The organism is Legionella sp. 16cNR16C, from assembly GCF_021297775.1.
GTDB lineage: Bacteria > Pseudomonadota > Gammaproteobacteria > Legionellales > Legionellaceae > Legionella_C > Legionella_C quinlivanii_A.
The window spans coordinates 1,112,019-1,135,038 of sequence record NZ_JAJTMX010000003.1; the positions used below are offsets into that span (position 1 = coordinate 1,112,019).

Sequence of the window (23,020 nt, forward strand, 5' to 3'; positions counted from 1 at the left end):
GTGCTAAGTTTTAGTGTTGCAAAAAGTGATTTGTTACCACGTTTATTAGTAGTTTCCGGGGCTGTGGATAAACGACAAAGCCTTGCTATTTTGTCCAATATTTTACTAGGTGTTGACAATAATCAGTTAACTCTGACGGCAACTGATCTTGAAATGGAAATTGCCTCGACTCTTGACTGCACTTCAGAAGTTCCGGGCGGCAAACTGACCGTTCCCGCAAAAAAGTTTATTGATATAATCCGTTCTCTTGATGACGATGCCAGGCCTACTATCAGCCTTCAGACTAATGCGCTGTTGATTAAGTCGGGTCGCAGCCAGTTCAAGCTGGCTACTTTACCAGCTGAGCAATTTCCTGCTTGCAATCAGGAACAATCAGAATTTCAGTTTTCTATTGCACGAACAGCCTTAATCCATCTTTTTCAATCGACTCATTTTGCAATGTCTCAGCAAGATGTGCGGATTTTTCTGAATGGTCTATTATTCAATGTCGATCCTTCATTAATTACCAGCGTTGCTACCGATGGTCATCGCATGGCGATTTGCAAGTATGAGTGTGATACAGGTATTAGTGACCAGCGATTTTTGCTTCCAAGAAAGGGTATTCAGGAAATGCTGCGTCTGCTGAATTCGATTGAAGACGAGACCGTTACTGTAATGGCGGGCAAGTCACATTTTCGACTGAACACCTCTGTATATTCCTTTACTTCAAAATTAATAGAAGCGCGTTACCCTCCCTACATGAAAGCGATTCCTGTGGATAATGATAAATTCGTGCTTATAGAAAAAGATCCCTTGAAGCGAGCTTTGTCGCGCATAGTCATTCTTGCACATGAAAAGTCACGTGCGGTTTTGATGCATATTCAACCCGGCGCCGGTATAACCTTGATTGCTAATAATCAGGAACAGGAGGAGGCGCGTGAGCAATTGGAAGCCCAAGTCGATGGCAGTGAATTAAAAATCGGGATTAATGCGAGTTACTTACTTGATGTTTTAAATTTCATTTCAGATAGTCATGTTCGTTTATCCATGTCCAATACCGATAGAAGTATTTTGGTTGAATCACTGACTGACGAATATTATCAATACATCATTATGCCTATGAAGTTATGAAGCTAGCCGAATTATCAATTCATCACTTACGTAATTTCGATTCTTCACATTTTAATCTTCATCCTCATATCAATATTATTCGCGGTGTGAATGGCAGCGGTAAAACGAGCTTGCTCGAAGCCATTCACCTGTTATCAACTGGCCATTCATTTAGAACACGCGAAACCGCTAGCCTGGTTACATTAGGTCAGGGGGAAACCATCGTTTTTGCTAGAACTTCTGATGAACAAACTGTTAGTATCAAAAAGATTCTCCGTGGCACCAGTACTGCCCGAATTAACCACCAGCCCTGTTTGTCTGCCAGTCAATTAGCTAGTTTCCTCGCTTGTCAGATTTTCTATCAAACAATTTTCCAAATTATCGATGCTGGACCTTCTTATCGTCGTGAGCTTCTTGATTGGGGTGTGTTTCACGTGGAACATTCCTATTTTAATGTTTGGAGGGATTACCATCAGGCTTTAAAACAACGTAATGCCTTACTTAAGCAATCAGCCAAGCCTGAATTGCTTTATCCATGGAATAAGCTAATGAGTGATTTGGCTGAATTGATTCATCAGCATCGCTTACGTTATTTCGATAGGCTTCGTCTTCAATTCAATACGAGGCTTAGTGAGTTATCTCAAATCAATGCATCTGTTTCCTATTACAAAGGTTGGGATAAGAAGGCTGAGGGACGCTCCTTAGAGTCAGTACTGGATTCAAGCTATAGCAGTGATCTTTATCGTCAATTTACACAGTATGGAGTTCATAATGCAGACATTGTCATTCAGTCAGACGATACCAGCCTCAAGGCAAAATCTTATTTCTCACGCGGCCAGCAGAAGATTCTTTTACTGGCACTAAAATTTGCTCAAATCGATTTGTTAGATAAATCCTGCATACTTCTTATGGATGATCTAAGTTCTGAATTGGACCGTTTTCATCTCGATAATATAATGCAATATATTAGTGGCTCCCCTAATCAGTTTTTTATTACAGCTAAGCCCGATGATCTTCCGTCTGAGCAGTGGAAGAAACTGGACAGTAAAGAAATCATTCTAAGCTAGAACCTTGTCTAATGTTTCACGTGAAACAAAGAAGATAGACTTAAATATCAATAATATCCGGAACATTCTAATCCAGGCATGTAAAGAAGAACGATTTAATGCTATAATTTCATTTTTGCGACAACGGCATGTAGAGGAATCTTTTATGAGTGTTGATGCTAGTTATGACTCATCGAATATTAAAGTTTTGAAGGGATTAGATGCAGTCAGAAAACGTCCAGGCATGTACATCGGTGATACCGATGATGGCACGGGACTGCATCACATGGTTTTCGAGGTAGTTGACAATTCAATTGACGAAGCCTTGGCTGGCCATTGCAAGGAAATCCATGTGCGCATCCATGCAGACGAGTCGATCACTGTAAAAGATGATGGGCGAGGGATTCCCGTGGATATCCACAAAGAGGAAGGACGATCTGCCGCCGAAGTCATTATGACTGTACTTCATGCCGGTGGTAAATTCGATGACAACTCCTATAAAGTGTCAGGCGGTCTTCATGGCGTGGGTGTTTCGGTGGTTAACGCATTATCCGAAGAGCTGCATCTGCTGATACGTCGCCATGGTAAAGTACATGAACAGCATTATCGTAATGGCGTTCCCGATGCTCCGCTTACCGCAACAGGTGAAGCGAGTTCAACAGGAACTCAAGTGTGGTTTAAACCAAGTGCAAATACATTTTCCAATATTGAATTCCATTATGATATTTTGGCTAAACGTCTGCGAGAGCTGTCCTTTTTGAACTCTGGCGTTTGTATTCATCTTTTTGATGAACGAACACAAAAACAGGATACATTCCGCTATGAGGGGGGTATAAAAGCATTCGTTGAGCATTTGAATCGCAATAAAACTCCGATTATGCCAATCGTATTTTCTCTGACTGGAGAAAAAGACAATATTCAAATCGAATTGGCCATGCAATGGAATGATTCATTTCAGGAAACTATTTTTTGCTTTACAAATAATATACCGCAGCGGGATGGCGGCACTCATTTAGCAGGATTTCGTGCTGCATTAACCAGAACCTTGAATAACTACATTGAGAATGAAGGTTTTGCCAAAAAAGCTAAAATCACCACTACTGGTGATGACGCGCGAGAAGGATTAACCGCAGTATTGTCAGTAAAAGTTCCTGATCCCAAGTTTTCTTCACAGACTAAAGACAAGCTGGTTTCCTCAGAAGTCAAAGCGGCTGTTGAATCACTGGTTGCCGAAAAATTAAATGACTTTTTATTAGAGAATCCCGCAATTGCCAAGTCAATTGTCGGTAAAATCATTGATGCTGCCAGAGCAAGAGAAGCTGCGCGACGAGCACGTGAAATGACGCGTCGAAAAGGGGCGCTAGACATTGCCGGCCTTCCTGGAAAGCTGGCTGATTGCCAGGAAAAAGATCCAGCGCATTCCGAACTTTATATCGTTGAGGGAGATTCTGCGGGCGGCTCTGCAAAACAGGGAAGAGATCGAAAATTCCAGGCAATCCTGCCATTAAAAGGCAAGATTCTCAATGTGGAAAAGGCACGCTTTGATAAAATGCTTTCCTCTCAGGAAGTAGCTACTCTGATTACTGCCTTAGGCTGTGGAATTGGCCCTGATGAATATGATCCCGACAAAATTCGTTATCACCGTATTATCATCATGACCGACGCTGACGTCGATGGTTCGCATATCAGAACGCTGCTTTTGACGTTTTTTTATCGGCAAACACCAGAATTGATTGAAAGAGGTTATATTTATATTGCTCAGCCTCCTCTATACAAGGTTAAACGCGGCAAACAGGAACAATATGTAAAAGATGATGAAGCGCTTAATGATTATTTAACCCAAAGTGCCCTTGAAGGTGCATCATTTTCTCCAGGCACAGATGCACCAGCGATTACATCCAAGGCGCTAGAAGATCTGGTAATGCAATTTAGACGTGTTGAAAAAATTATCAAACGCCATTCTAGACGTTACAGTGCCGATATCCTTAAACGGATTGCCTATCTGCCTAGCCTGCATGCTGATGATTTTAATAATCATGAAGTCATCAATAATTGGGCTAATCAGTTGCATCAGAGTTTGCAGCAAATTGGCGCGAAAACTCATCACTATTCTGTCGATGTTATTCATAATACAGAAAGTGATCATCATTTACCTCGTGTTACTGTTACTCAGCACGGTATGGATTCTCATATTATTCTTAATGCCGAGTTCTTCTTCTCCAAGGATTATCGTGAAATCATTCAATTAGGTTCTAAACTGGCAAACCTGATTGAAGAAGGGGCTGAAATAAAGCGAGGGGAAAAATCCCTGGCTGTAGAGAGCTTTGAGCAAGCTCTGGCATGGATTTTGGAGGAAGCCAAGCGCGGTCAAACTATACAGCGATATAAAGGATTGGGTGAAATGAACCCTGAGCAATTGTGGGAAACCACAATGGATCCGGAAGTACGGCGTATGCTGCAAGTAAGTATCGAAGATGCAGTAGCGGCGGATGAAATATTTACTTGCTTAATGGGAGATCAGGTAGAGCCACGACGTGACTTTATTGAATCCAATGCATTGGAAGCTGAAAATATTGATGTTTGATAAATATGAGTAGGTTGATTTGAACCCTCTCTCTAACTCTCTCCCTAAGGGAGAGAGGACTTTAAGCTCCACTTCCCAAGTTGATTTTCTCTACACATTTTATTTCCAAATCCTGCACATAAAAACGTAAATCTACGATAAATCCCATCTCCCTAGATGGGAGAGGGCTAGGCTGCCATTAAGTTAAGGAAATTCTGCGATTGCATGTAGGTTGTGCCCTTGGCACAACATTGAGTTCTGGAGTGGTTCAACTCTTTGCGTGGGCCAAGAGTCCAACCTATGAGGATTCCTTAACTTAAAGGCAGTGAGGGCTAGGGTGAGGGTTGATCTTTACCCTTATTCTTACCTCTGAGTAATAAATATTTTGAGTGCTTCTCTTAAGTTGAATGCTGTATGCCTGCGATGAAATTTCAGGTGTTCTTTATAGTTCAACAAAAAGTAAATTGAATAATTAAGAATAGATAATTTTAGAAAAAAAAGAATACTTCAGTATAATATAAAAGAAAAAAGCCACATCCTTGCGGCGAAGCACATTCCATGTGCTGGTCCCTTCGCTGACTTCCTGTCAGACAATCCCTGTCATCCCTTTAATTTAAGTATACTTAAATCTGATTTTTACTCCTAAGGTTATATGATGACGCTGCTGTAAGAAATATCTCAAAACAGTGTCAGTAAAGAACCCGACTAGTAGCTACTGACCCCAGCTCCAGCAAGATCCCTTTTTCTCTTCTTCTGTATCGCTGTCCGAATAATAGTCGCCATTGTCTTCGGCTTTAGAAGTAGAACAACCTCCAAATATACCGCATTTGAGTTTTCCAGGGTTCACCAATTTAGGAGAGTCGGGCGCATCGGATTTAGAAGCCGCATCTTTGCCTTGACGAGAGGTTGCAAAATCGGCGTCTTCGCTATGATCATGAGCTGCTCGTACCTTGTTCTTCACCAGGTCGGCAATTTCAGTAAATATATTAGAGCCCTCCTTTGGACAAAGCGCAGTTAAGTGATTACAGGCTGCTGCACGATTTGCTAAATTCATGCCGGCGATGCGGTTTGCCAGATCTTCCTTCGCACTAGTAATAATAGGTCGAGTGCCGACATTGGGATAAGTTGCAAAATGCTTGGTCAGTTTCTCCAAATGCGTAACTAATTCGCTGTCTTCTTTACAAGTCGCTAAAGAATCAATGTGGTCAGCTGCCTGCAATGCACGTTTAACATGTTGAGCAAAGCTATGTTTACTAGTTCCTAAAGCGCCCCTTACTACCTGGGTTTCCGGGAAAGCAGCTTTTACATTTCTTATTAATGAGTACAAATTGTTACCGGGTGTTTTTTCAGCAAGTAACTGAGCTCTTTCCTGTTGAGATTTATTATCGCCCAATAGTTCATTGGCAAAATCAGCATTGGCGTGAAATGTTTCTGGCTTGAAGTTTTGTGCCCAGGCCTTATAAGCAATATGGGGTTTATCTGTAATAACATTGACCCGATCAAATACGTGATAAGCATCCTGTATTTTTGTGGCAAAGGGATTTGCTGCAGTTGCGCGCAACGCCTGAGTTCTTGGAGTGAGACTGCTCAATTGCTCCTTCGGGCAGTTACGAATGACGTTAATGGCAATTAAACGCTGTGTTTCATCGTCCAGCTCATTCATTACAGCGTGGTTTTCAGGTTGATCTATGGATCCATCATTAAAAAGTGCAGCATATGCATCCTGTGATTTATCTGCCAGACCGGCAAGCGCTTCTTTAGAAAATTGCATGTAAAACTCCTTCTATAGTTGGGTACTGCCCCGATTTGTTCATACTGTCATTCTGACGGGCGAATAAATAGTAACTTAATCAACAACAGATGTAATGAAAAAAATTAAAGTTTTTTTTTGAGGGGTCGACATCAGTATTGAGTGTTGTTGGCCTCAATAATAATAATAAGGAGAGGGCAATGTCTAAAAATTCCTTACTGCAAGATCCATTTCTGAATGAACTACGCAAAGAAAAAGTACCAGTGTCCGTGTTTCTGGTTAATGGGATTAAACTGCATGGGCTTGTGGATTCATTCGATCAATATGTTGTAATGTTGAAGAATTCGGTGACGCAAATGGTTTATAAGCATGCCATATCAACCGTTGTTCCTGCCCGGATGATTAAAATTCCTGCTGGTGAGGAAGATGAAAATATGGCAGACTGATAAAATAAAGACTTTGATTAATGGTAGTACTGAGTGTTTGAACGACCTAAAGCTGGCGAACGTGCCATTCTCGTGCAATTGGCTCTTCCTGAATTAAATGCAGAAAGAGCGCTACAGGAATTTAAAGAGCTGGCCACTTCAGCAAAAGCTGAGGTGGTTGCAGTTGTTACTGGCAGCAGAGCAGTACCTGAAGCGAAATATTATGTTGGCTTGGGTAAGGCAGAAGAAATTCAGCAACAAGTGGAAGAGCACAAGGCGGAACTGGTGCTGGTGAATCATGAGCTTTCTCCTTCTCAGGAGCGAAACCTTGAGCGATTGCTTCAATGCAGAGTCGTTGATCGCAGTGGTTTGATTCTTGATATTTTCGCCCAGCGCGCTCGAACATTTGAGGGAAAGTTGCAGGTTGAGCTCGCCCAATTGCAGCATTTGTCGACTCGGCTGGTTCGCGGATGGACCCATTTGGAGCGTCAGAAAGGGGGAATTGGTTTAAGGGGCCCTGGGGAAACCCAGCTCGAAACTGACCGACGGCTGCTGCGTGAACGAATCCGCTATATTAACAAACGTCTGGAAAAAGTAAGGCGAAGCCGTGATCAAAACCGACGTGCCAGACAAAAAGCAGCAATGCCGACCGTCTCGCTGGTGGGTTATACCAACGCTGGAAAATCAACATTATTCAATGCCTTAACGGGTGAACAAATCTATGCAGCCAATCAGCTGTTTGCAACGCTTGATCCCACAATGCGTAAGGTCGATCTGCCGGGCTCAGGGTCCATTATTCTGGCCGACACCGTAGGTTTCATTCGCGATCTGCCGCATCAGCTAGTGGAGGCTTTTCGCGCCACGCTGGAGGAAACACAGGAAGCAGATCTTTTACTGCATGTAGTTGACATCGCTGATCCTATCTGGCGGGAAAATGTCGCGGCTGTAGAACAGGTTTTGGCTGAGATAGAGGTAGATGATATTCCTATAATTCAGGTTTTTAACAAAATTGATCAGCAAGAGGGTTGGACACCCAGAGTCGACCAGCAAGCGGAAGGCAGCAAAGTATGGTTATCCGCTAAAACCGGGATTGGACTAGATGGATTGCGCGAGGCGATCGCAATTCATTTGCATGGCCAGGTCACTGATGAAATGCTTCGTCTTGCACCTGATCAGGCCAAACTTCGAGCCAGTTTATATCAGTTAAATGCGGTTAAATCGGAAAGCATCAATGAGGACGGCAGCTGGGAGCTAAATGTGCGCCTGACCAAAGCACAGAAGGCTGCGCTTTTTGATAAGCAATAATTGACTTGAAACCTGTATCTTTGCGAACGTTAGTGAAGCAATCCAGATCGAACCTTGAACAAAGTAAGGAGATTGCTTCGCTAACGCTCGCAAAGACGATTTTTTGTGCTTATCTTCATTTACGTAACACCCCTCGCAATGACCGCATAAAAAGCTGTTAGCTTTACAGAAACGGCTTAGCCTTTTACAATTCGGGATTATTTCCAGGTAAAGCAGGTTGGAATGCGCGTCCTTCATTTTTACAAGACCTATATTACTGACAGCAAGGGTGGGGTGGAGCAATTTATCTATCAGCTTATTAATAGCGTGAGCTCCCAAGGCGTTTCCAGTGAAGTATTATCCTTAAGCAAAGACAAGACGGCGGGCACTACCGAGTTTGCAGGTCATAGGGTTCATCGTGCCCCGCTGAACTTTCAACTGGCTTCGACCGGATTTTCATTTTCAGCTATCCAGCGTTTCCGGCTGCTAGCCAATGCAGCCGATGTTATCCATTATCATTTTCCATGGCCGTTTATGGATGTGGTGCATTTTGCCTCACGGATAAAAAAACCAACGGTGGTCACCTATCATTCAGATATCGTCCGGCAAAAAAATCTGTTAAAACTTTATCAGCCTTTAATGCATGCTTTTTTAGGACGAGTCGATCGAATAGTTGCTACCTCGCCAAATTATCTGGCAACAAGTGAGGTGCTTAATCGTTATAAAGAAAAAACCAGCATTATACCTATCGGACTCGATGAATCGATGTATCCTCTTCCTGCTAAGGAGAAACTGGACTTTTGGCGGCAACGGTTAGGCCAGCGCTTTTTTCTGTTTGTAGGAATGCTTCGCTATTATAAAGGTCTGCATACCTTATTGATGTCGTTGAAAGATCTGGATTATCCGGTTGTCATTGTGGGAAGCGGACCTGAAGAAGCCGCATTGAAACAGCAGGCAGAATCGCTTGGTTTAAAACAGCTTTATTTTGCGGGTGCCCTGGAAGACGAAGATAAAATGGCCTTGCTTAAGCTTTCTTACGCTTTCGTATTTCCCTCCCATTTACGCTCGGAAGCATTCGGGATTTCCCTTCTTGAGGCGGCGATGGCTGGCAAACCATTAATTTCCTGTGAAATCGGTTCAGGGACCAGCTTTATCAATCAGCATCAGGAAACTGGCCTCGTTATTCCGCCAGAAAACCCCTTGAAGTTAAAAGAGGCTTTAACTGAGTTGTGGAGTAACCCGGAAAGAGCTGCTGCAATGGGAGAAAATGCGCGAAGCCGCTATCTTAAACATTTCACAGCAGATAAAATGGCTGCTGATTATGCCAATATCTATCGAGAGCTCATCATTTAACCAAGGGGTTAAGGTTCCATTCTGCCAAGGACTAGGGTAAACTCCGAGAAAATCTTTATATGCAGCGTTTTACAAAGGCATGCCAACAGACTATTCGCCCCGAAGTTTTCAGGATTTCAGTGAGGATTTAATGCAAATAATACCAACAATTTTATGCGGAGGAGCTGGTTCCCGCTTATGGCCAGTTTCGCGTGAATTACATCCCAAGCCTTTTATTCAACTCAGTGACGGCCAAAGTTTATTACAAAAAGCATTTATACGCGGCGCTTTGATTCCTGGTGTTAAAGAAATAATGACGGTTACCAATCGTGAGTTATTTTTCAAAACTCAGGATGTTTATCGCGAAGTCAACAGTGAGTCGCTTTATACCTCATTTATTCTTGAGCCTTTTGGTAAAAATACCACCGCAGCGATTGCATCTTCTGCACTGACGATTGCTAAAAAATACGGGGATGATGCTGTTATGCTGGTTTTGGCAGCGGATCATCTGATTGATAATCAGGATGCTTTTCAGACAGCAGTTGCCCAGGCAAGCATGCTGGCAGCGGCAGGTCATCTGGTTACGTTTGGTATTGAGCCCAATCATCCGGAAACGGGCTATGGTTACATTGAAGCCAATATTACTGAGCCGATTAATCTTAAGACGCAGGAAGGCAAACCGGAAGGCTATTCAGTAAACCGTTTCGTTGAAAAACCATCAAAAGAAAATGCCCAGGCATTTATCGATTCTGGTAATTATTTGTGGAACTCGGGTATGTTTTGCTTCACAGCAGGCCGCATACTGGAAGCATTAGAACAGTTTTGTCCCGAAATATTACAGGCAACGGCCAGCTGCATTTCAGCTTCAAGGCATGATGTTAGCCAGGGTTCGGAGCAGGTTCATCTTGACTCTGCCTTATTCGCTGAAGTACCCGATAATTCCATAGACTATGCGGTAATGGAGCCAGCATCGCATAATTCAAAAGTCGCAGTAGTGCCTTGCAATATTGGCTGGAGCGATATCGGCTCCTGGCGGGCAATCGGCGATTTATCAACACCTGATGAAGCAGGAAACCGCGTTGAAGGCCAGGCGTTAATTCATGAAAGCAGTAATTGTTATATTCAGAGTAATGACCGTTTGGTAGGAGCTGTTGGTGTAGATGATTTAATTATCATTGATACACCGGATGCCCTGTTGGTCGCGAATAATCAACGTGCCCAGGATGTAAAGCATGTTTATGCTGAACTAAAGGCGCGAGGTCACGAAACGCATAAATTGCACCGTACGGTTCATCGGCCCTGGGGTACTTACACCGTATTGGAAGAAGGTACCAATTTCAAAATCAAGCGCATCGAAGTAAAACCGGGTGCCAGTTTAAGTTTACAAATGCACCACCATCGCAGCGAGCACTGGATTGTGGTCAGCGGTATGGCAAAAGTTGTTAATGGCGATCAGGAAATGCTGGTGGGAATGAACCAGTCCACTTACATCCCCGCAGGACATCGGCATCGTTTGGAAAATCCTGGGGTGCTGAATCTGGTCATGATTGAAGTTCAAAGTGGAGAATATCTCGGGGAAGATGATATTATCCGATTTGAAGATAATTATGGGCGAGTGTAATGACTGCTTTAACCTGTTTTAAAGCCTATGATATACGCGGGCAACTGGGTATTGACCTTGATGAGTCAATTGCTTATCGCATTGGCAGGGCCTTTGCGCAGTTTCTGAATGCCAAACGTCTGGTAGTTGGCGGTGATATCCGGCTGTCGACAGAATCTCTAAAGGCGGCACTCATCCGAGGAATTAATGATGCCGGTGCGGATGTTATTGATTTAGGCCTGACCGGCACCGAAGAAGTCTATTTCGCATCATTTCACTGGGATGTCGATGGCGGCATCGAGGTGACGGCCAGCCATAATCCTATGAATTATAACGGCATGAAAATGGTCGGACCCAAAGCGCTGCCAATTAGCGGCGATAGCGGGCTTAGAGAAATTCAACGCCTTGCTGAACAGAGTGAATTCACTACTCCTTCCAGAAAAGGAAGCTGCATACAGCAAAGTATATTGCAGGCCTATTGCGATCATTTGCTTGAATATATTGACCTACAGACGATAAGGCCTTGCCAATTGGTGGTCAATGCCGGAAATGGTGCAGCAGGTCATGTGATAGATGAATTGGAAAAGCGTTTTAAGCAACGCAGTATCCCCATTCAGTTTATCAAGATTAATCATGAGCCGGATGGACATTTTCCCAATGGTATTCCTAATCCCCTGCTGCCGGAAAATCGTTCCTCAACCGCTGATGCGGTAAAGCAACACCAGGCGGCAATGGGTATTGCCTGGGATGGTGATTTTGACCGCTGTTTTCTCTTTGACGAAGAAGGCCAGTTTATTGAGGGGTATTACATAGTGGGGTTATTGGCCGCCACCTTTCTTAAACAATATCCCGCTGAAAAAATCATTTATGATCCCAGACTCACCTGGAATACCATCGATGTGGTGAGCAATGCCGGTGGTCTGGCTATCCAAAGTAAAACGGGGCATGCCTTTATTAAAGAAAGAATGCGGCAGGAGAATGCCATTTACGGCGGCGAGATGAGCGCCCATCATTATTTTCGGAATTTTGCCTATTGTGATAGCGGGATGATCCCCTGGCTGCTCGTTCTTGAGTTATTATCGAGAACAGGTAAAACATTATCGCAACTGGTCAAGGAAAGAATGTCGCTTTATCCCTGCAGCGGCGAACTAAATTACAAGGTTACCGATGTGAAACCGGTTCTTGAAAGGGTGTTAAATTATTACTTAAATGCAAAGACCGGAGAAGAAACTCCTCATGTCGATAGAACCGATGGCTTAAGTCTTGAGTTCAGTCAGTGGCGAATGAATATTCGCGCCTCCAATACTGAGCCCTTATTACGTCTTAATATTGAATCGCGTGGTTGTCATTCTCTGGTTAACGAACGGGTACGTGAAGTGGAGTCATTAATCCACGCAGACTAGCTCACGTTTTTTAATTAGCAACAAATACGAAATGGTGGTTGAGGAAATAGCATGCAAAAGAAAGTCGCATTAATTACTGGTATCACTGGACAAGATGGAGCTTATCTTGCTGAATTACTATTGGCAAAAGGCTATGAAGTTCATGGTATCAAACGTCGATCTTCTTTGTTTAATACAGCGCGTATCGACCATCTGTACCATGATCCTCATTGCAAAGGTTATGATTTAACCTTGCATCATGGTGATTTAACGGATTCCTCAAGCCTTGTCCGTATTGTGCAGCAAGTACAGCCGGATGAAATTTATAACCTGGCAGCGCAAAGCCATGTCGCTGTCTCATTTGAAGAGCCTGAGTACACCGCCAATTCAGATGCTCTGGGCGCATTAAGACTGCTTGAAGCAATACGAATTACCGGCCTTGAGAAAAAAACCCGCTTTTACCAGGCGAGCACCTCTGAGCTGTACGGATTAGTGCAGGAAGTTCCTCAGCGTGAAACTACGCCCTTCTATCCACGAAGCCCCTATGCAGTTGCCAAACTTTATGCTTACTGGATGACTGTAAACTACCGAGAAGCGTATGGGATCTATGCTTGCAACGGGATTTTGTTCAATCACGAATCCCCTATTCGCGGAGAAACGTTTGTTACTCGTAAAATTACCCGCGCTCTGGCAAGAATAAAACTGGGTTTCCAGGATAAACTCTATCTGGGTAACTTAAACGCCTTGCGTGACTGGGGACATGCTCGTGATTACGTGGAAATGCAGTGGCTGATGCTACAGCAAGATCAAGCGGAAGACTTCGTGATTGCCACTGGAAAGCAGCATTCTGTACGCGAATTTGTTGAAATTGCAGCCAGAAAGATAGAGATTGACATTCAATGGGAAGGCGAGAACGAGCAGGAAAAGGGATACGATGCCAAAACCGGCCGCTGTATCGTTGAGGTGGACCCACGCTATTTCCGGCCTGCTGAAGTAGAAACTCTGCTTGGTGATGCCACTAAAGCAAAAGAGAAGTTAGGTTGGGAGCCTAAAACGACATTTGAAGAATTGGTCACTGAGATGATGAGTGAAGACTTGAAAGAAGCCCAACGCGATGATTTGATGCGCCAGCACGGTTTTAAATATACCAATTTCAATGAATAATGTTTAGCAGGTGAACACAGAATGATCCCAGTCTATCAACCGTATTTTAGTGGTCGTGAGAAAGAATATGTTAATCAATGTCTGGATTCCACCTGGATCTCCTCCAAGGGTGAATTCATTTCCAGATTTGAGAAGGCTTTTGCAGAGTATACCGGCTCGCCCTATGCAACCACTGTTTCCAATGGCACCGTAGCTATTCACCTGGCCCTGGAAGCGCTGGGCTTGGGTGAAGGTGACGAAGTAATCGTGCCTACACTGACTTATGTTGCCTCAGTGAATACCATTCTCCAGACTGGCGCCACACCGGTTTATGTCGATTCATTAGAGCCAAGCCTGCAAATTGATCCTGCGGATGTTATCCGTAAAATTACACCACGTACCAAAGCAGTGATGGCCGTGCATCTTTATGGCCTGCCCTGCGAAATGGATCAACTGACTGCTATCTGCAAAGAGCACCAGCTGTATTTAATTGAGGATTGTGCAGAAGCCTTTGGCACGCTTTATAAGGGTCAGCATGTGGGTACCTTTGGTGATGTGGCTACTTTTAGTTTTTTTGGTAATAAAACGATTACCACCGGCGAAGGCGGTATGGTCCTTTGCAAAACGAAAGCATTGCATGAGCGCGCCTGTCATCTTAAAAATCAGGGCGTTTCTCCGGAACGCGAGTACTGGCATAATATCGTGGCCTACAATTATCGGATGACCAATATTTGTGCTGCAATTGGCCTGGCCCAATTGGAACAAGCAGATGCAATTCTCGCTAAAAAACGCGAAATCGCTGCCTGGTATAAAGAAGGATTGGTCGATTTGCCTTTGTACTCACATGAAGAAATGGAAAATACGCGACATTCTTTCTGGATGTGTTCAATTATCGTTGATGATGCAAACCAACGCCAGCCGCTTCGCGATTTCATGAAAGCCAAAGGCATAGAAACACGGCCATTCTTCCATCCATCGCATCAGCTACCGCACTGTGCTGCAAAAGGAGAGTTTCCGGTCGCTCAATCGCTGTCTGAACGCGGGATAAATTTGCCTAGCTCCCCGATGCTTGAGTATAAGGATGTGGCTTATATCTGTGAAATCATAAGGTCTTTTTTTTGATATAAGCAGGGACTTGTATAATAACTGGTCATAATGAATTGCTTTATTTATCACCATAACTAGCGTATTATTCTGCACTAGTCATTTACATCAATTTATTGAACTGCTCTGCAGTCAGTTTTGATAAAAACTGGTTAAAAAAGATTGTTTATGAATAATTATTTAAAAGGCATTTGGTCATCCCGGTATTTTTGGTCACATCTTGCTCTTTCTGATTTAAGATCACGGTGGCGTCGTTCATCAATGGGTATTTTGTGGTCAATTATTCAACCATTGGGGATGACTATACTTTTGTCGTTGGTATTCAGCAGACTATTTCATATCGATATTACACGCTATGCGCCATATATTCTGTCAGGCTTGATTGTCTGGGAGTTTATTGGCTCCACCTTAACTGGCGGCTCCCTCGCTTTTGTACAGGCTGATGCCTATATTAAGCAATGCAGGCATCCTCTGGCCATATATACCCTGCGCCTGCTTTTATGCAACATCATTGTGTTGGCGCTGGCCAGTACAGTACTGTGGGTTTGGGCTGTTGTAGTGATGCCTGAAAATTTTGGCTTGAGTTGGCTGGCCATTTTCACATTTTTTCCAATACTCGCATTAATTGTCTGGCCATTAGCGAGCCTGCTGGCTTATCTGGGGCCAAGATTCAGAGACATTCCACATGCAATGGGATTAATTTTACAGATGATCTGGTTTATCTCACCTGTCTATTTTGAAGAAAAAATGTTTCGTAGCGGCGGGCTTGGAGGGCTGGTTGATTACAATCCGGTATACCATCTGCTGCAAATAATCCGTGCTCCTGTGCTGGAAGGCAAGTGGCCAACGCTTACTAACTATCTGGCTTGTCTGTGCGCAGCATTTATTTTCTTTTGCCTAGCGGTGCTGGTCGGTCGAAAATCAGAACGTCGAGTGATATTTTATTTATGAGAAAAAATTATATCAAACTGGAAAATGTGAACCTGGTGTATTCCTCTGTCGCCTATCAGGAGCGTTCGCTCAAGTCCTTACTGAGTAAACTCGCCAGACCAAAACAAAATAAACATTTGATGTCAGATATTCATGCATTGAAAAATGTGAGCCTGACTATCGAGCAGGGTGAGCGTGTTGGCTTACTTGGCCATAATGGTGCTGGCAAGAGCACCTTTTTAAAAACTGTAGCCGGACTTTACCCAATTTCATCTGGAAAGCTGGATGTCTGCGGTCAGATCCGCTCACTTTTCGATTTAAGTTTAGGATTTGAGCCTGATGCGACAGGCCGCGAAAATATTCTCTATCGTGGTCTGCTGTTAGGCTTGACGCCACGATTCATGAAAGAAAAAGAAGCGGAAATCGTTCAATTTTCTGGACTGGGCGAGTTTATAGACTATCCGATCAAAACCTATTCGGCAGGGATGCAGGTTCGCCTGGCATTCGCGATTTCGACAACGGTAGGTGGCGATATCTTATTGCTGGATGAGGTCATTGGTGCTGGGGATGCAAATTTTATGCTCAAAGCGAAAGACCGTATACACAGTCTGATTGAAAGAGCAGAAATTCTTGTTTTAGCGTCCCATGATTTTTCCGCATTAAAAAATCTATGTGAGAGAGGGCTTGTTTTCCATCATGGCGAGCTTGTTTTTGATGGTGAAATAACCAAGGCTATTGCCTTCTACCACCAAATAAATGAGCTTAGCGTTGCCTAAGTATGGATAAATCTAACATCCTGCTTGTGGTCATGGGATATGGCGGACATGCCAGAAGCGTTGCTGATGTGGCGTTTTCTGCTGGTTACAGGCAATTGGTATTTGTTGACTCAAACGCCCGGCCTCAAGAGCAGTTTATCAATTTCCCGGTATTCAATACTTATCCTGATCAAACTCGGGATTGCTGCTTAGCTTCAGGAGATAACAGCCGACGCGAGCAACAAATGAATCAGGCAATTAAGAAACAATGGCAGATTGCTTCGATAATCTCACCAAAAAGTAATCTGTCTCTGGGAGCCTCGATCGGTAGCGGTTGTTTTGTGGGCCATTTGGCAAGCATCGGACCACAGGCCACAATTGGACGAGGATGTATTATTAATACAGGCGCAATCGTCGAGCACGATTGCTCAGTGGGCGATTTTAGTCACATCTCGGTTAATACGGTTTTAGCCGGATATGTGTCAGTGGGTAAATTTGTATTTGTCGGTGCGGGTGCAGTTATCCGTGATCGGGTGAGTATCTCCGATAATGTGATTATTGGAGCTGGCAGCACAGTGATCAAAGACATCCACGAACCCGGTGTGTATGCAGGGTCGCCGGCAAAAAAAATACGCTCATCGCAGGAGCTCCCCGGAAGCCAGCTGTCGTAAATTGAATGATTATGAGTGATAGGTAAAATGCAAATAAATTGTGTAACGAGCCAGCATCAACCTGAGAGTCACAAACCAGTGAGAGTGATGTGGCTGATTCATGACGCCGACGCCAAAAAGTTTGAGATTGCCATGTTAAAAACACTAGGCATCCATGAAATTTACTTACCTAAAATCTCACCAGTTTCCTGCACGCACATTCCTGATGCTATTGATTATTCTGAAGATGCTGGTTTAAGCATACCTGAGGAAAAAATAAGCCTGTTAAATCACACAGACTGGTATTCAACTCCTGATGACGAAGCGATTGCGATTGCAAACGACTATTTTGATATTGCTTTCATTCATTGGGGGGGGGCCGGGATATCCCGATTTGTTAATCAATTCAAAGGGACCCTGATTTTACGCGCCTACGGAATCCCGAATGAACTTGCCTATTCCAGTATTATAAATCTTCATTTGCTGAACAGCTGCAGCAATCCAAGACTGGTAAGGTCTCTCGGCTCCCGATTCTGGTTCGGAGAAGCATTTGAAAATATCAAAGCTAATGAGCCCGAGTATATTAAAAAACGAGCAATCTACCTGCCAGTTGGTTTAACTGAACCTGCGATGGCAGAGTCATGGGAAGGTAGTGACAAGTCGATATTTTTTGTTTGTCCTGATCTGGCTCGTAATAGTTATAATAAGAAAACCCAGGAAAAATTTAGCAAGGATTTTGCTGGTTTCCCTTATGTGATAGCCGGGGAACAGCAATTTATGCCAAAAAATGCAAATAATATTCTAAGATTCCAGCCCAAAGCAGAACACAAAGTAAATTTACGTGAAATGCGGGTCATGTTCTATTATAACGAGGAGCAAAGATACCTTCACAAATATCCTCTGGAAGCAATCCAGTCAGGTATGCCATTGATCTTTATGGCTGGCGGAGTGCTTGACCAGCTCGGAGGTTCTTATCTCCCTGGAAGATGCCTGAACATTAGCGAAGCTCAGGAAAAAATAAAACGAATCCTGAATGATGACTGGGACTTTATCAATGAGATTCGCAAAACCCAGCTCAGTATTCTCGAACAGATTAGTTGGAAACATTGTGAATCCGCCTGGCGCAATTCATTTACCCAGGTTTTAAAAGAGTTAAGTAAGCCACAACAGCAAAGACCCGCTTTTACACTGGCTCCTCGCAAAAAAATTGCAGTCATACTGCCTATCGGGTACCGAGGCGGAACTCTTAAAGCAGCCAAATTGATTACACAAGCATTATATCAGGGCAGCAGGGAGTGGCAGGAGCCTGCTGAGGTTGTTTTTTTCCATCTTGATGAGCCAGGTATCTATTCTGAAGAAGACTGGGATACATTATTTCCCGGCGTGCAGCGGCGCAGCTACCAGTGGAAAATACTGTCGTCCCCTGAAGCCAGGCGTGCTATGCGCTATGCCGGTTATGACGACTGGGAACCTACCAGCCGAAGCTATTGTGTGCCGGATGATGGGATTAATGACTCGCTTGACTGTGATCTTTGGATTGTAGTTTCTGACAGAATGAACTTGCCTCTCCTGCCGATACGACCCAATCTTTACATTATTTATGACTGTATTCAGCGCTATATCCCTGCCATCCTGCCTTCTGATGACATTGGTTGCATAGAGGCGGTACGCCAGGCGAACGGGGTGCTGGTAACCACTCAATTTACGAAAGAAGATGTCCACCAGTATTTTGGAATAGAGCCTCAAAAAGTGAAACAGGTTCCAATGCTGATGGACTTCTTTAAGATAGAAGAATCCTGGTCTATCCCGGAACAACCCTATTTTCTTTGGACAACCAATAAGGCACTTCACAAGAACCTTGAGAATGCACTCACAGCATTATATATCTATTACACCCGCCTGGATGGAAAATTTGCCTGTCATGTAACCGGGGTAAACGCCCAGGATATTTTAGAAACAGTTTCTACTCAAACTCGTCAAAATATTTCAGCGCTTAAAAATTCACAGGAAAAAATTATATTCTGGGGTGAGTTATCTGAACTTGAGTATCAGAATAAATTGGCAGGCGCTAAATTCCTTTGGCATCCATGCCGGATTGACAATGGAACAGGAAGTGTTGTTGAGGCCGCCAGTTTAAACGTTCCCTCGCTAAGCAGTGATTATCCGGCAATGCGTGAAATGAACGAAACTTTCAGTTTAAATTTGACCTGGATGAATCCTGATAATCCAGGATTAATGGCTGCCGGGTTAAAAGAAATGGAGAACAATTATCAGCCAATGAAGAAATTGTTGCCAGCAGACGCGAAATTAGCTGAGCGGCAGGTTGAGAAACTAGCTAGTGAGTATTGGAGGGTGGTACGCGAATGTCTGTAAAATATTATGGAATATATTTAGCTTATCCTCCCACTGTTAATCTAAAACATGAGGGCCTGGGACGTTATCTGGCTTCTTTTTTAAAGGGCGCAGCCGATCGCCAGGACGTTTGTTTTATTATCGCCTGCCCGAGCTGGTCGCGACAATCGCTTATAGAATTGTTTAAAAGTGAGAATGTACCAGAGAATAACTTTAAAATTGTATCGCCCGCTTCAATACCCTACATTTTACGCTGTTATGAGTTTTATTCCTCTTTAAGAAAAAGAAAACAAAAATCGGGTCGCTTGAGCCGTATTTTTAAAACTGAAATCAAGCCCAGGTTCTTAAGGATTGTTCGCCGCAGTACAAAAAAATTAGTTCAGGCACGTACATTTTCTTCTTTGCTGAAATTGATTTTCGATCCAGGTGTTTTGCTATTGATGCTTTTAGGATTGTGCTTTCCTGCGTTGGTGGCTATCGCATTTGTAGTTGCACTGGGCGTCTACCTTTACAAGACATTTGATGGTAAGAAATTGAAGAAACTCGCTCTGTTCAAGTCCTTTGAAAGACGCACAGAGCAGGCGGTTTCAAGGCTGGATACTCCAAAAGATAGCCGGGTGCTCGTTAAGCTTTTCAAATTAATGGAGGAAATTGAAATACAGCAGCTGCATCAGGTAATCGACCAGCAAACCCAGGTTCGTGCATGGTATGCGCCCACCGCATTCTGGCCCTCTTTTAATCGAATACAGGGTCCAAAACTGATGTGTGTTCCAGATGTTGTATTATCAGAATTTCCTATCGGATTTTGTGATATTGGCGGCAATCGGTTCCTGGACAATTTTAAAGCTCTGGAATCTGCTATTTACGCTGGAAAATATTTTGCCGTATACAGTGAGACTATCAAGTGGAAGGTTTTGGTTGATCGTTATGGAATCGACCCAGAGAATATAGCCGTGATTGAGCATGCACCCTCTACACTGGAATCCTTCGTGTTGCCCATGCATGAGCAGGGAAAAAGAGCGGATAGTTTATCCAGAGCCTATTGTCATAATTTGATAGGGCAAGCATTATCGCGAAGTAAAAACAGCTACATTAGGAATTTCAGAAATGTCGAGTTCAAGTTTTTGTTTTATGCCAGCCAATTCAGACCGAACAAAAATATAATTACTCTGCTCAGGGCTTATGTGCATCTTCTCAGGAAGAATCTTAGGCCTCATAAGCTGATTCTCACCGGTGATACTAAAGCGTTCAAAGGCGTACAGGAGTTTATTATTAAGCATTCCCTGCAAAAAGAGGTGTTTTGCCTTCATGGCTTATCTGTAGAGGAGTTGGCTGCTTTTTACAAATCTGCTGATTTGGTTGTCAATCCAAGCCTGAGTGAGGGAGGGTGTCCATTTACATTTACAGAAGCCTTATCGGTAGGAACGCCTGTCGTAATGTCAAGAATTTCAGTTGCTGAGGAAGTGTTAACCGATCCAGTATTACAAAAGTTCAGTTTTTTTGATCCCTATAGCTGGGAAGATATGGCCAATAAAATGGAATGGGCAATACAACACCGTCAACAACTACTCGAAATCCAGTCAAAAACCTTTGAGCAATTACGACACCGGAACTGGACTCATGTGGTTAATGAACATATTAAAGTTTTGGAGCACATTTCTTCTGGACAGCAATTACCTAAGTCATCAACAGAGCAGGAATCTGCTCTGACAGAAATTTTGGTGGAATTAGTGGACTGACAAAATTACTGTTAATTTTCAAAAACCTTCCACCGGCGATATCTTGCAATCCCGGTGGATAGTTTATAAACCCTCAAGTTGTAATATCAAATCTTATTCTGTAAGATAAAACGCATTTTTTAGTGCTTCGGCTCTAACCTCAAAAGGCTGAAAATTGTCTCAAATAATTAATAACAATAGATTTCAACCGCTTTATTTATCGCATTTTTATAAAACCATTCTAGCAAAATTACCCTATTTATTTCTTAGTTTGTATTGCCTGGTTCTCATCTCCGGTATTTTTTTGCCCTTATACCCTGATGAAGTGGTTACTAAATGGACGACAGCTCGCTTTTTTGAGGAATCAGGAAAAACGCTTTCACTTTTCTCTCAATGTCAGAAGTCGACAGGTGTAGCAATATCCTGGGTGTTTTATCCCGCAGCACTGGTTTATTCAATAATGTATAAACAATTGCTACCTTTGGGTCTGCGCATCAGTGGTCTTGTCATCGGCTTTTTGTGGTTGTCGGGAATAGCCTACTGGTGTTTTAAATCCATTAAACCACGACTGAATGCAGCTTATTTCCTGGCCGCCCTGATTGCTGCGAGCCTGGCTCTGGGTGTTATGCCTTACAACTTCATAATGGCCCGATCTGAGCAACCGCTGATATTTATAATTCTACTTTGTTTTCTATATTGCCTTTTCTGGAAAAACAGTTTCTCAGCAAGAATGCAATGTCTGGCAGGTCTTATTTTTGTCGTGCTCGCATCATGCTTTTTCTATATTCATCCTAAATCGATATTCTTCTTACCGTTTATGATGACTGTTGCCTATTATATCAGCGACAAAGGGCCGCGCGCGCTGCAAGTACTTCTAGTGTTGATTCCTGTGGTTTTAGCGTATAAAACTTTCCAAATCGCTAATCTGATGGCAAATTGCGAAGAAACTCCTTTGTTGAATTCTATATTAGGGTCTAATACCCTCTCCCCAGCATTGCTTTGGGAGTCTCCTCTCGCGTTTTTTCAGGAGGGTTTGTTAAATTTGAAGGATGTGCCTTCCAAAATAGTTAATCATCTGGTCTTTCAACCCTACTACCAATCGTCCTGGCTTCCCAGTGCAGAAGTGTCAGGAGTTGCAGCGCAAGGGCTTAATTTGGGCATCAAAACCTTACTTTATCTGCTTATTATCGGCAGTCATTTAGGGGCGCTGGGCCTATTCATTTATTGTTTGCTGAAACGTCTCGTGACCATGCCAATCTTGTTAGGAGGAGTGCTGGCTTTAGGCTCGCTTGGAAGTTGGTTTTTTACCAGGATTTGGAACTTCTATGGGGCAAGTCAACTGCTACCCCTATCGTTGATGCTCATTTTAAGCTTGCCGCTAGCTGCTCTTCAGAAGCGATTTGTATCTCGTTTCAATTCAGTTTCAATAATACTAATACTTTTTGCATCGCTTTCAATGGCTATTCTCGTCAGGAATTATTTACCGGTTTTGATCCTCAATTCCAAATCAACGACAGCAGACATATCCGGACAATATTTATCTATTCCTGTATTTGGTGCCAGCCAACACATCAAAACCTTAAACGAGCTCGCTAAGGAATGTAAACTGCCTTCTGAGAATGTGAAAAATCTTGTTGTGGATCACATGACATATTTCGCATTTAAGAATGTACCGAATCCTATTCATGTTCTTTATGTTTCAGAATCCGTGTACGGTCAGGATTTGACTAACGGTCGGCTCAAGCCCTTTTTATCTAAAATAGATAGTCCAGGGCTTATTATCCGATGTTCTTATTTGCCTCCGCAATTGGGAGAATTGCCTCGCTCTGAGAAAAACGGTTATTGCTGCATTAATCTGCAGCAATTATCAAAAGTTGATAGTTAATGTTTAAGCCGG

The 23,020-nt window shown here is 43.2% G+C and carries 17 protein-coding genes; 16 read left to right on the forward strand and 1 reads right to left on the reverse strand.

What is annotated here, in order from left to right; all coding sequences use genetic code 11:
• The 3 genes from dnaN (at position 1) to gyrB (ending at position 4,719) form a co-directional block, all read left to right on the forward strand.
• On the forward strand, positions 1-1,110 hold the full coding sequence (dnaN, locus tag LXA66_RS15070) for a DNA polymerase III subunit beta (protein WP_133139455.1): 1,110 nt from the start codon (positions 1-3) through the stop codon (positions 1,108-1,110).
• A complete protein-coding gene (locus LXA66_RS15075) occupies positions 1,107-2,156 on the forward strand; it encodes a DNA replication/repair protein RecF (RefSeq protein WP_233013800.1) in 1,050 nt (349 codons plus the stop codon). Before dnaN ends, LXA66_RS15075 begins: the two co-directional genes overlap by 4 nt.
• A 145-nt stretch (positions 2,157-2,301) precedes the next feature.
• Positions 2,302-4,719, forward strand: a complete 2,418-nt coding sequence (gene gyrB, locus LXA66_RS15080; RefSeq protein ID WP_112218796.1) for a DNA topoisomerase (ATP-hydrolyzing) subunit B — start codon at positions 2,302-2,304, stop codon at positions 4,717-4,719.
• Positions 4,720-5,410: 691 nt separating this feature from the next.
• Here gyrB and LXA66_RS15085 read toward each other — a convergent pair.
• Positions 5,411-6,469, reverse strand: a complete 1,059-nt coding sequence (locus LXA66_RS15085) for a hypothetical protein (protein ID WP_233013801.1) — start codon at positions 6,467-6,469, stop codon at positions 5,411-5,413.
• A 179-nt stretch (positions 6,470-6,648) separates the two neighbouring features.
• On the opposite strand from LXA66_RS15085, the gene hfq reads away from it, so the two are divergent.
• The 13 genes from hfq to LXA66_RS15150 all read left to right on the forward strand — a co-directional run bounded on the left by hfq (position 6,649) and on the right by LXA66_RS15150 (position 23,008).
• Positions 6,649-6,894, forward strand: coding sequence for an RNA chaperone Hfq (gene hfq / locus LXA66_RS15090; protein ID WP_058506916.1), 246 nt, complete (start codon positions 6,649-6,651; stop codon positions 6,892-6,894).
• A 33-nt stretch (positions 6,895-6,927) separates the two neighbouring features.
• Positions 6,928-8,178, forward strand: coding sequence for a ribosome rescue GTPase HflX (hflX, locus tag LXA66_RS15095; protein WP_233013802.1), 1,251 nt, complete (start codon positions 6,928-6,930; stop codon positions 8,176-8,178).
• A gap of 222 nt (positions 8,179-8,400) precedes the next feature.
• Complete coding sequence (locus LXA66_RS15100; protein ID WP_233013803.1) at positions 8,401-9,510, forward strand: glycosyltransferase family 4 protein; 1,110 nt, start codon at positions 8,401-8,403, stop codon at positions 9,508-9,510.
• Between the two features lie 130 nt (positions 9,511-9,640).
• Complete coding sequence (locus LXA66_RS15105; RefSeq protein ID WP_233013804.1) at positions 9,641-11,110, forward strand: mannose-1-phosphate guanylyltransferase/mannose-6-phosphate isomerase; 1,470 nt, start codon at positions 9,641-9,643, stop codon at positions 11,108-11,110.
• On the forward strand, positions 11,110-12,492 hold the full coding sequence (locus tag LXA66_RS15110; RefSeq protein ID WP_233013805.1) for a phosphomannomutase CpsG: 1,383 nt from the start codon (positions 11,110-11,112) through the stop codon (positions 12,490-12,492). Before LXA66_RS15105 ends, LXA66_RS15110 begins: the two co-directional genes overlap by 1 nt.
• Before the next feature lie 51 nt (positions 12,493-12,543).
• Positions 12,544-13,635, forward strand: a complete 1,092-nt coding sequence (gmd, locus tag LXA66_RS15115; RefSeq protein WP_133139464.1) for a GDP-mannose 4,6-dehydratase — start codon at positions 12,544-12,546, stop codon at positions 13,633-13,635.
• A gap of 21 nt (positions 13,636-13,656) precedes the next feature.
• Positions 13,657-14,736, forward strand: a complete 1,080-nt coding sequence (locus LXA66_RS15120) for a DegT/DnrJ/EryC1/StrS aminotransferase family protein (protein WP_233013806.1) — start codon at positions 13,657-13,659, stop codon at positions 14,734-14,736.
• A gap of 150 nt (positions 14,737-14,886) precedes the next feature.
• On the forward strand, positions 14,887-15,669 hold the full coding sequence (locus LXA66_RS15125) for an ABC transporter permease (protein WP_233013807.1): 783 nt from the start codon (positions 14,887-14,889) through the stop codon (positions 15,667-15,669).
• The gene (locus tag LXA66_RS15130) at positions 15,666-16,424 is read left to right on the forward strand and encodes an ABC transporter ATP-binding protein (RefSeq protein ID WP_233013808.1); all 759 of its coding nucleotides are present in this window, start codon (positions 15,666-15,668) and stop codon (positions 16,422-16,424) included. The genes LXA66_RS15125 and LXA66_RS15130 overlap by 4 nt, the downstream gene beginning before the upstream one ends.
• Positions 16,425-16,426: 2 nt before the next feature.
• A complete protein-coding gene (locus tag LXA66_RS15135) occupies positions 16,427-17,074 on the forward strand; it encodes an acetyltransferase (RefSeq protein ID WP_233013809.1) in 648 nt (215 codons plus the stop codon).
• 27 nt (positions 17,075-17,101) lie between these two features.
• Positions 17,102-19,426 carry a glycosyltransferase gene (locus LXA66_RS15140; protein ID WP_233013810.1) on the forward strand — a complete coding sequence of 775 codons (2,325 nt, stop codon included), beginning with the start codon at positions 17,102-17,104 and terminating at the stop codon, positions 19,424-19,426.
• Positions 19,417-21,144 carry a glycosyltransferase gene (locus tag LXA66_RS15145; protein WP_233013811.1) on the forward strand — a complete coding sequence of 576 codons (1,728 nt, stop codon included), beginning with the start codon at positions 19,417-19,419 and terminating at the stop codon, positions 21,142-21,144. Before LXA66_RS15140 ends, LXA66_RS15145 begins: the two co-directional genes overlap by 10 nt.
• Before the next feature lie 154 nt (positions 21,145-21,298).
• A complete protein-coding gene (locus tag LXA66_RS15150) occupies positions 21,299-23,008 on the forward strand; it encodes a hypothetical protein (protein WP_233013812.1) in 1,710 nt (569 codons plus the stop codon).
• Positions 23,009-23,020: the final 12 nt, after the last annotated feature.

What these genes read in the sequence shown, in the direction of transcription:
- LXA66_RS15110 (WP_233013805.1), top strand. Translation starts at nt 11,110, where the DNA reads ATGACTGCTTTAACCTGTTTTAAAGCCTATGATATACGCGGGCAACTG.
- gmd (WP_133139464.1), top strand. Translation starts at nt 12,544, where the DNA reads ATGCAAAAGAAAGTCGCATTAATTACTGGTATCACTGGACAAGATGGA.
- LXA66_RS15105 (WP_233013804.1), top strand. Translation starts at nt 9,641, where the DNA reads ATGCAAATAATACCAACAATTTTATGCGGAGGAGCTGGTTCCCGCTTA.
- LXA66_RS15135 (WP_233013809.1), top strand. Translation starts at nt 16,427, where the DNA reads ATGGATAAATCTAACATCCTGCTTGTGGTCATGGGATATGGCGGACAT.
- gyrB (WP_112218796.1), top strand. Translation starts at nt 2,302, where the DNA reads ATGAGTGTTGATGCTAGTTATGACTCATCGAATATTAAAGTTTTGAAG.
- LXA66_RS15145 (WP_233013811.1), top strand. Translation starts at nt 19,417, where the DNA reads ATGTCTGTAAAATATTATGGAATATATTTAGCTTATCCTCCCACTGTT.
- LXA66_RS15140 (WP_233013810.1), top strand. Translation starts at nt 17,102, where the DNA reads ATGCAAATAAATTGTGTAACGAGCCAGCATCAACCTGAGAGTCACAAA.
- hfq (WP_058506916.1), top strand. Translation starts at nt 6,649, where the DNA reads ATGTCTAAAAATTCCTTACTGCAAGATCCATTTCTGAATGAACTACGC.
- LXA66_RS15125 (WP_233013807.1), top strand. Translation starts at nt 14,887, where the DNA reads ATGAATAATTATTTAAAAGGCATTTGGTCATCCCGGTATTTTTGGTCA.
- LXA66_RS15075 (WP_233013800.1), top strand. Translation starts at nt 1,107, where the DNA reads ATGAAGCTAGCCGAATTATCAATTCATCACTTACGTAATTTCGATTCT.
- LXA66_RS15100 (WP_233013803.1), top strand. Translation starts at nt 8,401, where the DNA reads ATGCGCGTCCTTCATTTTTACAAGACCTATATTACTGACAGCAAGGGT.
- LXA66_RS15085 (WP_233013801.1), bottom strand. Translation starts at nt 6,469, where the DNA reads ATGCAATTTTCTAAAGAAGCGCTTGCCGGTCTGGCAGATAAATCACAG.
- LXA66_RS15120 (WP_233013806.1), top strand. Translation starts at nt 13,657, where the DNA reads ATGATCCCAGTCTATCAACCGTATTTTAGTGGTCGTGAGAAAGAATAT.
- LXA66_RS15130 (WP_233013808.1), top strand. Translation starts at nt 15,666, where the DNA reads ATGAGAAAAAATTATATCAAACTGGAAAATGTGAACCTGGTGTATTCC.